This is a genomic window from Enterococcus sp. DIV0176, assembly GCF_050528535.1.
Lineage (GTDB): Bacteria > Bacillota > Bacilli > Lactobacillales > Enterococcaceae > Enterococcus_B > Enterococcus_B thailandicus.
Map to the genome: position 1 here is coordinate 2,122,186 of NZ_CP172879.1, position 13,948 is coordinate 2,136,133.

Below are 13,948 nucleotides of genomic sequence, written 5' to 3' on the forward strand. Positions count from 1 at the left end.
CTTGGTGGATGTGTTCGTTTTATCCAAGAAGCTAATCAAAAGCCAAAAATTCGTATCTTTTCCAAAAATTAGGTATGGTAATCATACATACTTGGAGGTGCAAAAATGGAAACTTTGTTAAAAAATGTGCGTGTTGAAACAAATTACTTAACAGCTGGAAATTATACGTATGGAACGGAAACGAGAACAGTCGATATTTTATTCAACCAAGACACGATCGTTTCTGTTCGAACTGCTGGCGAAACACCCGACAAAAATCGACAGGTCATCGATGGCAAAAATGCACTTTTTCTGCCCCAATTAAGAGAAATGCACTGTCATTTTGATAAAAGTAAACTGGGTATTCCTTGGACACCCATCGAGCCGGCAGCAACTATTGTCGAGCGGTTTACTCGAGAGTATGACTATTTAGAATCCGCACCACTTTCTTTTGACGAACGAATGAAAAATTTACTCAATTTGGAATTGCTTCATGGCGCCACGCATTTTCGTTCGCATATTGATGTTCATCCCTTAGTCGGTCAACGTTATTTAGAAGGGGCACAAAAAGTTTTAACTGAGTATACAGATAAACTGGCGTACGAATTAGTTGCCTTTCCTCAACATGGATTACTTCGTTCAAATGCTTACGACGAAATGAAAAAAGCTTTGCAAAATGGTGCAAGCTTGGTCGGCGGAGTTGATCCACTCAGTCTTGATGGTAACTTGGAGAAATCATTAACAACCACATTTGATTTGGCTACACAATTTGATGCGCCCATCGACCTTCATCTGCACGAACGTGGTGATAACGTCCGGCAAACTTTTGCAAAGATCATTGCATTAACTGAAGAAAGTGGCTGGGCTGGCAAAGTAACTGTCAGTCATGCTTATGGGCTGAAAGATTTATCTGCTAGTGAACGAAAAGAACTGTTTCCACGTTTAGCAGAAAATAACATCACGATTATCTCAAGCATTCCACTGAACCCTGTGATCCCACCCCTAACAGAATTAAGGACTGCTGGTGTAAAAACATTTATTGGCTGTGATAATATTTATGATTGCTGGTCTCCTTTCGGTAATGGTGACGTGCTAGATAAACTAAATCGTTATGCCGAAATTTTTAATTTGACGAGTCAGCAAGCACTTACTGAAAGTCTCGAATTAGTGACGAATCAGCCACTAATTGAGCCAGATGGTTGGGTAAAAATCGGCATGCCCGCAAATTTCACATTAGTTGATGCAACTTCTACTGCTGAATTTGTAGCACGAAAAATCCCTATTTCAGCTAGCTATTTTAAAGGAAAGAAAGTAACAATTGATTAACAAAAAAGCCATTGCTCTATTTAAGAGCAATGGCTTTTCCATATGTCATTTGAAAATCAATCGCAAATCCTGATTAACGTAACGAATTTTCATTACTTACCTTTTCTTATATCTATGACCTGTACGGACATTGGTTAAGACAGACCTGTTGACCTTGTCTCATCTTTTTTTTTCTCTTAAAAAAGCAAATAAGAACCACATCTATACCAGATATGGTTCTTATTTTGAAAAAGTGAACACAATTTATAAGAGTAAACGATCATCACCGTTCTAACTAATTCAGCTAGCTGATTTCACTTTTACTGGTATTTTTTAAAAAAAGTTTTCCTTTAAAAAATAGCGCTACTAAAATACTAAGTCTTATCACGCTATCTACCAAATTAAAATGAATACTTACTTCAGGATGTTTATACGTATAAATAAGGAAGACCAATAATGTTATCGCCAGTAAGAGGTTCTTCCAATTTTTTTTAATCATTCCCATGATAAGCATCTGGATACCTGCCAAAAGAAAAAAGAGAGGAAAAACAAAAAAATTCATTATTGTTAGCAAGAAACTGGTAGTTATCGTCTGCTGAAACATTGCTAAAAATTGACTAAAAAAGAAGCTATTCCAAGTTAATATGCCTATGAACAAAAAAATCGTTCTTATCCATGGATTAATTACCATAAAAAATACGGTTGAAAATAGTATTAATGCATAACTAAGTTCCATCATTCTCTGTTCATCTCCGCTTCTTTGGTTTCTACTGTGGTCACATTTCTTCTTTTGCTAAAGCCAAAAGTTTGTCTTTAAATGCTTTACAGATATCTTTCTTCGCTTCTACTGATTCTTCGCCCTGTTCAATACCAAGGGCTGCATCTGAGCCCCCAAACAGGGTAAGTAAACCGATTCTAAATCCATAAATAATTGGATGTTCTACAGCCGAACTTAACAGTGCTTCTTTTGCACTTTCTAACATATAATCTTCTGTAGCGCCATATCTTGTAGCAATAAAATTCGTATAACGATAACCATATAAACTAGGTTCTCCTAAGTAGTCTGTAAAAGCACTAGCAAGTGATCGTTCATTTTTAAGTACTTGGTAAGCCATATTCCATGCATCAACATCAGAAATCAAGTCTTCTCTTGAAAAGAAGCTCTTGGCATTTTCACCCGTACCACCAATCCAATCATAGCTAAAGTTATAAACAGATTCAATTATATCTTTTTTATTCCAATAATCAATTAGGAAAGTATCTAAATCACCCAACCAGCCACAGCCATCGCCAAGGTTTGCTCCGTTAATATCAGGTAACCCATGCTGTAAATAACCTGCAATAGCGGCGAAACAATGTGCGCCACCAATAGTATCGCCACTGCTAGGATCAATATAATCAAAATATCGTTCATTTTCAGGTACTTTCGAATGAACAAGTGCTACAAAGTTATCATCAATTTTCCCCGCAACGGATTCCCAAATGTACCCTGAATATACCTCGTGTCTAAAATAATCTGCAACTAAATGTGCTCGATGAAGTGGTAAATACAAAGGCTTATACTCTTTAGCTAGATCTTCCACTTTTTGAACAAACGCAATAAAATTATTTTGATCGTTCTCGTAATTAGTTACTTGTGTATTGACGACTGCTGCGTTTCGACCAGGAATAGGCGCAAAATCTTCGAAGTTTCGACCATAACCAAGCTTTATTTCTTTTGGCGAACCAATCCCTAGGTCACTTAATTTAGCTGTCACTTCAATAAAGTTACTTTTTTTGATGATTTTTGCTTGTCCTATTTCCTCCCAAGAAAAATCAGAACCTGTCCCTGTATAACGATAAATTTTATCATTTTGAATCATCCGATTCATCTTTGCATTTGGCCAAGCCCAAACGTCCATTCCAGCTCCAGCACCTGTATCTAAGTAAAAATTGCTAGAGGTATCTAGCTCATATCCTCGTACATAAATATAAAGATTTTTACTATCTTCGGCTGCACTCAAATCAAAAATTTTACCTGAACCCATAGCTAGAGACTTAACTGTTACCCACTCAGAAAAATCCCCCGTTGAGCTAATTGTCGTTTTTAATTTTTTAGACATGTACATCGTATAACTAAATTGAGAAATTTCAGATATTGTGTCTCCAATCACTTGAGCGACTTTAAACGTGACCGACTTATCGATTTTTATAGGCCCAGAATACACCGTGCCATTCTCTAATGTTGGGTTCAAGCCATTTGTTGTATAGATTAATTTATCCCCAGTGTAGTTAAAGGATAAATTAAATGGTTGGGTATAATTTCCAGATTTATGCGATGCATAAATCACTTTTGGTTGTAACCAATTATCCCTTTTGACTTGCGCATACGCCCAAATATAAGTTTCGCCCATTCCAACATTCACGCCATCCATAATCGCTTGATGAATTCTTTTCCAGACATGTGCGTCCTTTTCCGGATCAAGTACAAATCCCGTAAAGTAATGAATTTTTTCCGAAGGATAGCCCAAATTATTTTGAATGAATTCTAATACATCTTGATGTTCACGCATCTGATTCTTAATCAAGTAATCATAATCTTCCAGCATAAAGAAATCAAGATTTGGATATGCCCACTCTACTTTAGGAAAATTTACCATTCCCATCATCATCGGTGTTCGAGTCTTATCCATAACAGAAGGTGGGAAGAATAATACTGTGAACTGTGCATTTGAATAATTTGCTTTGACTGCGTCACGCAACATTAATGTAAAGGAACCAATTTTTGTTTGCAACCATGAAAGCATTGATTCATGACCAACGATTGCTTCGTTAACTGTATGAAATTCATGCATATCTAAACCAGTTTCTGCTTTATAAAGATTTCTAGTGGCTTGGTCATAAAAACAAGGAGTTAATTCATCTTGATGCCACCACCAAGGTTCTCCTAATTGCACGATAGGCGTTAAGCCAAATTGATTGGAAATGTCAGCTAGGCCAACTGCTAGTCGTTGATAAAATGCTTGAACTTCTGCATTTGTGAAACTTAAAAAATGCGGGGTAGGTGTCCAACCACTTGTCCCTGGTGTTCCATCATATGTTCGTTGCCACCATTCTTCTTTCGCATCTACATTTTCCATGGAAATTGAATGAATAATAGCCATTTGGTTATCAGCTAATCGTCTTACATAGTCTTTATACCAAGCTTCAAATGCCTGATTGAACAATTTATCTTCGAGTAAAATCCCAGTACCATCTACAATTTTTTTATCATAGTAATGGGAGGCACCAATGTAAAAGTTCACAATTTTGGTATAACCTAATTGGAGATAGCTATCAATAATCCGCTCAGGTGTTAAATTATAACTATCATCATAATCATCACACATTCTGATTACTCCAGGAGAAGCGGCTACTGTTTCATTGCCAAGAAAGGTGTCCCCTGTAACTTTCCAGTTCGTCATACTCATAGCAAAAGGATAAGAATCATCTAAATATTGAGTAGTTCCTCCACCATTTCCAGTATAGCCAATTGGTGTGAACGCCCACATGATTGTTTTGATATTCGTTACATCAATTTTTTTCCATTCAGGATTTTTGTTCCATTTTCCATTTGCATCAAACGTATATGGACTCCAACCTTCATAAAGATTATCAAAATCTAATTGGATTGTCCCCAAATTTCCTGTTCCATTACCTGGTGTTCTTCCTTCTGGAAAGACAATTCCTTCTTGTTTCTCCCATTCGTCTTCTGGTCGATTAGTCACATAATTCCATAGTCGAATATAATGAATTTTTCCATCAACGGTTTGAATCGTTAAAGCTGATGCTTTATCAGAATCTAAGGCTTCTGTATACCCACTTAAAGCATAGTCATAGCTTAACGATACATTTTTAAAATTCGGATTTGTTGGATATTTTAAAGATTCATGGCTGTGAGTATCTTCCGTCTCCCAAATAAGTCCAGCCAAATCGTCTGTTGTTCGAAAATGTCCTTGTACGGAAAACGAATTTTCATTTTGTGTCACAACTGAAGCTGTCATTTCAAAATTGAAATTAATAGTTAAATACTTTGCTTGTAATTTGTACATACTCAAGATCACTTCTTTCCTGTTGAATCATCAACATAATTTTCATTTGATTATTTACATCTAAACTAACAGCACAAAATCGCAAAACACTTTTATAATATTTTATAATAAAAAATTGTGCGAGCATCTTTAAAAACGCTAATAAATCACCTCCTCGAAAACAATTATACGAACATAAGTTCTTTTTAGCAAGCGTTAATCTCGGATTTTCACAATAAACTATAAAAATAAAATAAAAAAATAACTTAATATTTTTTTATTTCGTTATATTGTAAGTTAGCTAATTAAAATAACGTTTTTTAGATAGACTTTATTTAAAATTTTTTTCTTATTCATAACTGTGCACAAAAAAACTGTAAACAAAATTCCAAACTTGGATGGTTTACAGTTTTATTATTTTATTCAATTTTTTATCTGCGATTAGCTGTTGAAAAAGTTAATTGGCTATTTTGGTTACATTGGCTATGACATATTCTCTGATTTTTTCAGTATCATTCGTAAAGTACAGATTATAAGGAATGCTGAATCCTTTTTTCTTGGTTTCTTCATCAAGATATTTTTCATCTACATCTGTATAAATAATTAAATCTGCATCTAACACCTTAGGCTCTCTTATATCATAACTAATAAATTCTAAATCAACTTCTGGCATTAATTCCGCTTTGAGTTCCTTTTGAAATTTCATGCCATTTCCGAAAAGGTATTGCCCAGCTTTCGTTCCCATGTATCCTAATGGAGGTACTCCGTCAGCATTGACAGAAAAGATCCATTTAGCTTTTTTCATGATATCCACCTCAATGTTTTGAAATTTTATGATAATCAATCCGGTATTTCCAAACGATTGACTAACCAAGTTGTTCTTAAAAAAAATAGGTATGAAACTTTTTTCAGTTAAGTTATTCTCTTACTCCACTCCATCATACTCCTTATTGCAGAAATGTAAAAGGATAAGTAGAATCAGATAAATTCGTTATTTGATAGTCCTGAATAGGTTTTTTTATGATAGATACAAAACATAGCAATAATCTGTATGTAAGTGTATACTTTCTCTATAAGGAGATGATTACGTGCGTTATTTGTTCGGATTTATTTTTTTATTCTTAAGTGTTTGGCAATTCATTATGTTTAAGCGAGCATTCACGAATCTGAAAGAAAAAGGAAACCAGAATACTTCCCCTTTCATTATGTTAGGTCTGTGGAGTGGCTTGGTCTTTGCCATCATATTCTTAATTGTTGCCATCAATTGTTTTTTCGCTGATTTTTCAACTTTTTTGTAAAAGAATTCATGTAAATGATTGATTAAATCTTAGTAATACTTTATTTGTTTTGTTCATATAAATCTTCCAGACTTTAGTGACAAATAAAATGCTTTCCTTTTGTGTTATCCAAAGATGGTTCTTACTTGAACATCTTTGGATAACATTTTTTTACAATTATGTTTATATATTTTTCACCAAAAATTTTGATCAACTTGGTTTGCTTGATTCCAAAAAATCCCTTATAAATGATCTCTAACGGCTTTTGCCCACTATTACTATTCATGGAACAAAACAAGTTAGAAACAGATTAGTTTTACAAATTTTATTGAATTGGGTAGAGCAAATAAAAAAAGGAAGCCTACGTAGAAGCTTTCCTTTTTGTAGCATTAACAAAAATTAGAGTTGCTTACATAACTTCATATCCATTTACCTTTGCTTCACAGCAAAGGAATGAACAACTCACTCAATCGCTCTTTGATAATTGTCCATGTTGACCGCGTTTGATAGTAATGGTCCACGCTTATCGACTGTTCCAGATCTGTTGCAAACTGTCGATTTAATTCGTCAATCGTTTTTGAGGGACCATAAATAAACGCAGATACTTCGTGATTTAAGTGAAAGCTACGAATATCAAAATTCGTTGAACCAATCGTCGCAATTTCATCGTCTACAATCATTAGTTTACAATGGATAAACGACTCTGGATCGTAGAAAAAGACCTCGATTCCTACTGCTAACAAACGGTTAATGAATGAATTCGAACCATGAAAAGAAATCCCTCGATCTCCTTTTCCAGGAATAATCAGTTGGATTTTGATGCCACAACGTGCTGCCCTTCGTAAAGCAGACAACGCTTCTTCATCTGGTACAAAATAAGGCATGGCCAACTTGATAGATTTCGTTGCTTTCCCAATGATGTCAATGAATGCATCCTTGATGACTCTTTCTGAATCATAAGGCCCTCCATATAAAATCTGAACTGCTTCTCCCGCCGAATATTGTTCTGTCAACAAAGGAAAATAACGGTCTGTCTGTTTCAATAATTTATCTACCACCGCCTGATTGTCGTCTAAAAACAACCAATCATAGATAAAAATTTCTTGCACTTCAAGAACTGAAGGCCCTTTGATTCGCAGATTCGTATCGCGCCAATAGTGAAACTTTTCTGTTTTGCTTAGGTATTCATCTCCGATATTCATGCCACCCATATGCGCAAGTTTTCCATCAACAACCACCATTTTTCGATGGTTTCGCCAATTGATACGTGTACTCAACAAAGGGGAATTAACGAGATCATATGCTCGCACTTCTCCACCAGCTTCTTCCACGAGATGGATCAATTCATAAGGAAGTTTGATTGAGCCCAAGCTATCATACATCAGGCGAACAGTCACTCCCTGTCGCGCTTTTTCAGCTAAAAGATGCAACAACTCTTCACCTGTAGCATCCCCTTTAATAATAAAATAAAATACATGAATGTGATCTTGCGCAGCCCGAATATCTTCGAGGAGTTCAGTGAAAGCTTGCTTTCCATCATGAAACAGATCAACTTTGTTCCCAATCAACGCACGCTTACCTGATAATTGAAATAATTCTCTTGATAAAGGATGGTCTAAGTCAGGAAAGCGGCTTTCATCACTGATTATTTTTGATACATGTTGTTGCAAAGTACGTTCGTTTCTTTTTTGTTGTTCAGAGAATTTTCTTGATTTTGGATTTTTTCCAATCAAAAGGAAACACAAAAGTCCAATATACGGAATAAGAATGATTGTTAAGATCCAAGCAAATTTTGATGTCGTATTTCTTTGGTCAAAAAAGACTAAATACCCACAAGTCAAAAAGGCAAACAGTTCAACAATCATTGTCACATAAATAAATTGTGGCACATACCAATAGAAAAGGATTAGTACACCTATCGTAATTATCGTTAACAATGCAAATTGTTGGAATTTATTCTTCATGGGCAGAGTCCTTAAGAACCGTTTTGCTTTCCGCTTTTCTGATTCGATAAACCTTGATTCCATAATCAATAATCACTTTCAGCGCGGCTACCAACGGCAAGACAATAATCATCCCTAAAATACCAAAAACTTGTCCCGTAATCAGCAAAATAATAATCACTGCTAATGGATGCATTTTTAATTCCTTACTCATGATATAAGGAGAAACCAGGTAAGACTCGCCTAATTGGACAATTAAAATACCAATAATAATAATAAAGATATTGACTTCATTGGACACCAAGGCTGACAAAATTGCTGGCAATGTACCAATCCAAGGTCCAAAATAAGGAACAATATCCATCAATCCGGCAATTACGGCAAAAACTAACGCACCTTTTAACCCCGCAAAGTAGAACGTCGCCCAAGCACCCAAAAAAACATAGAGACAAACCAGTGATTTTCCACCAATATAATCGGAAAGCGTCTTTTCAAGATCGTAGAAAAACTGTTTGGAAACACTTCGATATGATTTTGGAATCCACGCCGGAACTTCTTTTGGTTTATTTGTCTTTTTCAACATAAACAGCACCATGATCGGCACTAAGCTTACAACCAAAAATGAACTAGCAATGATTGCCATAATGATTTGGATACCATTTTGCAAGCCAAGAAAAATCAGATCAATCAGGTCTTCTATCGAGGTGTTAATCAATGAAAGATAGTATTGAACATTTCCTTCGCCTAATAACTGGGACTGAATAAGCCACTTGTCAAATTCTTCGATCCATCTCGGAAACTCAGTGAGAATGGTATCTATTTGTACAAATAGTACCGGAATGACTTCTCTGATTAAAAAATAAATCAGCAAAGATAACACCGCAAAGGTTCCGATCAAACTAATGGTTTCGTTCTTCCCAACTTTCAAAAGGAAGAGATATAAAGGCCGTAACATGTAATACAAAAAAATTGAAATAATCACTGGAATTAATAACGTACTGAAAGTAACCCCCACTATCCTTGATAGAAAGTCACTATTTTTAATTTCCGACCAAACAAGCAAGCTGCTAAAAAGCAACACAAGAATATAAAAATATTTTGATTTTTTTAGATAATCCATTCTCGTTCCACCTTCTTTTTATTCTAATTAGAACTCTTTTTCTCAATTTATTGAGCATTTAAGGAGGTGTGACAAAAGTTTTGTCACACCTCCTTTTTCCGAATAAACGGTGTTCACAAAGCAACTCCTACAGATAGCTTGCATCCGCTTCAAAACACGGAAAGCTATTTTGAGCGTCTGCTCGCTATCTTGTCGGAGCTAAGCACTTTGCGCCACAACCTCTATTCACGGTGTTCCCAAAGCAACTTCTTCGGCAATCAATCCTCTTTTTTTAATATGAAAAACTATTTTTAGAAAAGTATTCTTATTGCTTAAAGCCTAACGCTTTGCACCACAACCTCTATTCATGGTGTTCCCAAAGTAGCTTCTTCGGTAATAAGTCCTCTTTTCATAAAAATATGAGAAGCTATTTTTAGAAAAGATTCCTTATTACTTGAAGCTAACCACTTTGTGCCACAACCTTTCATTATGATGAAAAACGAAGTCCTTGTACTAGTTGAACAATCCCAAATAAGATGGCAAACCAGCCAACTAAAATTGGTAACGCCAATGTCACCACTAATGGGTTTAAAATAAGCATGACTGCAATGACTAAACAAACAATGTCTAAAATCAGAATGCCGATTTTGGCAATCCCTGATCTTTTAGAAAAACGCGTGGTCAAAAATAGATTTCCGATACTTTCAACAAAGAACCAAACGGCAAAAAAGATTCCCAGCCAAAAAGCACCCTTTGCTAAATTTGCGACAAAAATAAATCCAATAAGGATATCCACGATTCCGATAAACAGTCGCACACCTCGTGACTTGCCATCACCGTAAGCACCCATTCCAGTAAGTGTGGCAATTCCTCTGATAATCGAAAATACACCAAACCAGATAACTAACGCACCCAACGTTGCAATTGGGCGGTTTAATGAAAAGATACCTAACCCAATAAAAACAATTCCTAAGATAATCTCGACAATTCTACTTCTCTGACTTCTATCCATACATATTCCTCATCTCTTTTCTTTTTATTGACTCATTTCGTTGTTGGATGTTATTTTTACTAACAAATAACCTATTTTACCTAACCAAACATCAAACCAACAATCAAGCCACCGGTAATCACCGAAGTAATCGTAATCGTTGAAAAACCTGCGGTAACCATGATTGGTAAAATATTTTGTTCAATCACGGCAATTTCTTCGTCTGATTCGCCAACAGCTGCTGCTGCTTCTTTCGTTAACACCATCGTCCCCGGAAATCCGAAGAACGTCGTCATACCAATTGCTAGTGAAAGTGGTCCTGAGTACCCCACTCTTTTCCCAATTACGTAGGAAATGGCCAAAATAATTACGACTCCTGCCACTAAATAAAACAGAATTGGCCAAACTAACGTCAACAAATCGGCTGGGACGATATCAGCCAATGGACCAAATGCAATGACCATGATTGAAATCATTAATAACCCAAAGGAATCTGTCGTTGACAACGCATTAGGTTTCAACACTTTAAAGTGACGTAATAAAATACCAAGTAGTAAAGCAATCACAAACGTATTCACATAGCCATCTGTTAAACTACTCAGCAAACGAGCAACATAAACCGCTACCCCTAACATGAAGAGCGTTCCATAAGGCGTTTGTAAAAATTCTGGCAATACACTTTCATGTTCTGTTTTCGTATTTTCTTCTACTTCTTTTTCATAAAAAGTCAGATTTCCTTTACGGTATTCGCCTCGCACACGTAACGCTTCTTTTTTCAAAATATTGGCAGTAACTAAGAAACCAACTAAATTTTTCAAATTAAGAATCAATAATGGAAAAACCGCTAATAGGTAGCTGGATAACATACCTAAATTACCACCGGCAGAATTAATTTCATTTACCTTATCTTGGACCATCAAGATGGATAAAGTTCCTCCTGTGATTGAGGCAGTTCCTGCAATTGCAACATTTCGATCAAAGATTAATTCACCCGCAAAAATCAAGATGACCGTCATCAGAACAACTGTTAACGAGCCAATGACAAATGTCCGCCACTGTGCTTTTAAATCCTCAAGACTCATCATCGTTCCTAAATGAACGATAATGATACCAATTACTGCATTTCCGAGTCCTAATAGTCCAGAATCTTGAATCAAATCATGTGGCAGAAAATCTCCGGCAAACCCAATTAAAAAAATCATTGATGCCACGAGCATCATGGAGACAAGTGCTTTCGTTTTAGTTGAAACAAATTCACCAATCGTCCAAATCAACATAACAATCGTAAACGCTAAAATTGGTTCCATCTTTTTGCCCTCCTATTTTACTGTATTGGATGATACGTAAATCCTGCCCCATGAACTTCAGCAACATTGTACGTCATCATAAAACTTTTTGGATCAATCTCATCAACAATTCTTTTCACCTCTGGGTATTCTTGATTTGAAACAACAATCAACAACATTTCACGCGCTTGTTCCTGTCTACCACCTCGGATATCTAAAATCGTCAACCCTCTATTCACGTTTTCCATGAGACTAGCTCGTAAAACTGCAGCTTCTGTTTGACTAATAATCATAATGGCTTTACGTCGCTTCATCCCTGTTTCAATGTACGTCATCACAATGGATGTAATTCCGATTGATAAAATAGCAAACAAAAACTCTTCAAAGCCAAAAACGTATAAACTCATGGAAACAATAATAAAGTCGGTCACAAACAAACCTACGGACGTATTCAGATTAAAATACTTTTCAAAGATCAACGGCGGGATCGTCGTTCCACCACTGGACGCTTGGATTGTGTATAGAATGGAGACCCCCACCGCAAAAATCAAACTCCCAAAAATAACCGATAATAGCCGGTCACTCGTCAACATCACTTCCGGAACAATTCGTAAAAACAATGGAAAAACAACACTACCAACCACCGTATTTAAAAAGACAGTCTTGCCAAGAAAAATGGCTGCTAAGACCAAAACCAGAATATTTAATGACAAAACGACCCATGATCGCCCAATACCCAAAGCTGTTTCGGCTAAGATACCAATTCCACTGACACCACCGGCAGCAATGTGATGAGGGCCCAAAAACATGTTGATACTAACGGCCAAAATGAGCACAGCCAAGACGATTTTCATAAAATGTTTCACTTGTGCTACCATAGTTGATCACTCTGCCTTATTTGGTGAATTTTTGACTAATTCGATGACCAATTGAACAGCCTTTTCCATTTCTTCCACAGGAATGTATTCATCTGTCGTGTGAATTTTTTCATATCCTATAGACAAATTGACGACCGTCTTGCCTTTTTCATTAAAGACATTGGCATCACTACCGCCACCACTGACTTCACGAATTGCCTCAAACCCAAGATTTTTTGTAGCCTCTAAGAATAACTGCATTACTTGTTCCTCGTCACTAATATGAAAACCAGTTGCCATTTTTTTCGTGTCAATTGTTACCGAACCATTGTGTTTTTCTGCTGATTGTTGGAAAGCATCTGTCATTTCTTGAATCAATTTGTCCGCTTTTTGAGGATCTACAGCACGAACTTCTCCTTTCACTAACAGATGGTCCAGCACAACGTTTGTGGCTTCCCCACCTTGAATTACCCCAATATTAGTCGTCGTCGTTTCATCTAACCGACCAATCTTGATAGTTGGTAAAGCATCTGCCAAAATGGCGACCGCCGAAACACCTTTTTCAGGTTCGATTCCTGCATGTGCAGCGACACCTGTGATTGTTACGTCATACATGTATAACGTTGGGCTGGCAATTGTCACTTTGCCTACTGCTCCGCCACTATCTAATACATAGCCATTCGCAGCTTCGATTAAATTCATATTCAAAGCCGAAGACCCAATCAAACCAATCTCTTCTCCTGGAGATAACACGAATTCCAACGTGCCATGGGGGATAGATTGTTCTTTGATTTGTTGGATTGTTTCAATCATGATCGCAATTCCTGCTTTATCATCTGCCCCTAATATGGTATTTCCTTTAGAGAATAGCTTTCCATCTTTCTCAATTACCTCGATGCCTTCTCCAGGAGGAACTGTATCCGTGTGGCTCGAGAAAAATAGAGGCTCGATATCACTATTTCCAGCTAAGGTGGCAATAATATTGTTTCCGCCTAATCCAGTCTCTTTTTTACTATCGTCTTCTCTTACCGTTAAGCCCAACTCTTTGAATCTCTGAATCAAATATTCATGGACTTTTGCTTCATTTTTGGAAACAGAATCAATTTCAACAAGTGTGGAGAATGTGTTAATCAATCGTTCACGTGTCATTTTTTATTCCCTC

The 13,948-nt window shown here is 36.4% G+C and carries 10 protein-coding genes; 2 read left to right on the forward strand and 8 right to left on the reverse strand.

Translation table 11 applies throughout. The features are described from left to right. The first annotated feature begins 105 nt into the window (after positions 1-105). Positions 106-1,305, forward strand: coding sequence for an amidohydrolase family protein (locus IGJ66_RS09825; RefSeq protein ID WP_285701560.1), 1,200 nt, complete (start codon positions 106-108; stop codon positions 1,303-1,305). A gap of 755 nt (positions 1,306-2,060) precedes the next feature. Here IGJ66_RS09825 and IGJ66_RS09830 read toward each other — a convergent pair. Both IGJ66_RS09830 and IGJ66_RS09835 read right to left on the reverse strand, forming a co-directional pair. Then, a complete protein-coding gene (locus tag IGJ66_RS09830) occupies positions 2,061-5,354 on the reverse strand; it encodes a non-contractile tail sheath protein (RefSeq protein WP_430616555.1) in 3,294 nt (1,097 codons plus the stop codon). A 436-nt stretch (positions 5,355-5,790) separates the two neighbouring features. Further along, entirely contained in the window at positions 5,791-6,138 is a 348-nt protein-coding gene (locus IGJ66_RS09835; RefSeq protein ID WP_067482616.1) for a hypothetical protein, read from the reverse strand. Positions 6,139-6,421: 283 nt separating this feature from the next. Here IGJ66_RS09835 and IGJ66_RS09840 point away from each other — a divergent pair, with 283 nt between their 5' ends. Then, on the forward strand, positions 6,422-6,631 hold the full coding sequence (locus tag IGJ66_RS09840) for a hypothetical protein (RefSeq protein ID WP_067482618.1): 210 nt from the start codon (positions 6,422-6,424) through the stop codon (positions 6,629-6,631). Positions 6,632-7,050: 419 nt separating this feature from the next. Here IGJ66_RS09840 and cls read toward each other — a convergent pair whose 3' ends face one another. From cls to IGJ66_RS09870, 6 genes are all read right to left on the reverse strand, one after another. Then, a complete protein-coding gene (cls, locus tag IGJ66_RS09845) occupies positions 7,051-8,574 on the reverse strand; it encodes a cardiolipin synthase (RefSeq protein WP_430616556.1) in 1,524 nt (507 codons plus the stop codon). Continuing rightward, positions 8,564-9,673: an AI-2E family transporter gene (locus IGJ66_RS09850; RefSeq protein WP_430616557.1), complete on the reverse strand. Its 1,110-nt coding sequence runs from the start codon at positions 9,671-9,673 to the stop codon at positions 8,564-8,566. The genes cls and IGJ66_RS09850 overlap by 11 nt, the downstream gene beginning before the upstream one ends. A 466-nt stretch (positions 9,674-10,139) precedes the next feature. Next, the gene (locus IGJ66_RS09855; protein ID WP_086270728.1) at positions 10,140-10,664 is read right to left on the reverse strand and encodes an HdeD family acid-resistance protein; all 525 of its coding nucleotides are present in this window, start codon (positions 10,662-10,664) and stop codon (positions 10,140-10,142) included. Between the two features lie 80 nt (positions 10,665-10,744). Continuing rightward, on the reverse strand, positions 10,745-11,950 hold the full coding sequence (locus IGJ66_RS09860; RefSeq protein WP_067482627.1) for a hypothetical protein: 1,206 nt from the start codon (positions 11,948-11,950) through the stop codon (positions 10,745-10,747). Positions 11,951-11,967: 17 nt separating this feature from the next. Then, positions 11,968-12,807: a YitT family protein gene (locus IGJ66_RS09865; protein WP_067482629.1), complete on the reverse strand. Its 840-nt coding sequence runs from the start codon at positions 12,805-12,807 to the stop codon at positions 11,968-11,970. A gap of 6 nt (positions 12,808-12,813) precedes the next feature. Further along, on the reverse strand, positions 12,814-13,935 hold the full coding sequence (locus IGJ66_RS09870; RefSeq protein WP_430616558.1) for a M20/M25/M40 family metallo-hydrolase: 1,122 nt from the start codon (positions 13,933-13,935) through the stop codon (positions 12,814-12,816). Positions 13,936-13,948 lie beyond the last annotated feature (13 nt).

Bases quoted from the DNA above. Each gene is read 5' to 3' on its own strand.
- IGJ66_RS09835 (WP_067482616.1), bottom strand. From the start codon at position 6,138: ATGAAAAAAGCTAAATGGATCTTTTCTGTCAATGCTGACGGAGTACCT.
- IGJ66_RS09865 (WP_067482629.1), bottom strand. From the start codon at position 12,807: ATGGTAGCACAAGTGAAACATTTTATGAAAATCGTCTTGGCTGTGCTC.
- IGJ66_RS09850 (WP_430616557.1), bottom strand. From the start codon at position 9,673: ATGGATTATCTAAAAAAATCAAAATATTTTTATATTCTTGTGTTGCTT.
- IGJ66_RS09855 (WP_086270728.1), bottom strand. From the start codon at position 10,664: ATGGATAGAAGTCAGAGAAGTAGAATTGTCGAGATTATCTTAGGAATT.
- cls (WP_430616556.1), bottom strand. From the start codon at position 8,574: ATGAAGAATAAATTCCAACAATTTGCATTGTTAACGATAATTACGATA.
- IGJ66_RS09830 (WP_430616555.1), bottom strand. From the start codon at position 5,354: ATGTACAAATTACAAGCAAAGTATTTAACTATTAATTTCAATTTTGAA.
- IGJ66_RS09870 (WP_430616558.1), bottom strand. From the start codon at position 13,935: ATGACACGTGAACGATTGATTAACACATTCTCCACACTTGTTGAAATT.
- IGJ66_RS09860 (WP_067482627.1), bottom strand. From the start codon at position 11,950: ATGGAACCAATTTTAGCGTTTACGATTGTTATGTTGATTTGGACGATT.
- IGJ66_RS09825 (WP_285701560.1), top strand. From the start codon at position 106: ATGGAAACTTTGTTAAAAAATGTGCGTGTTGAAACAAATTACTTAACA.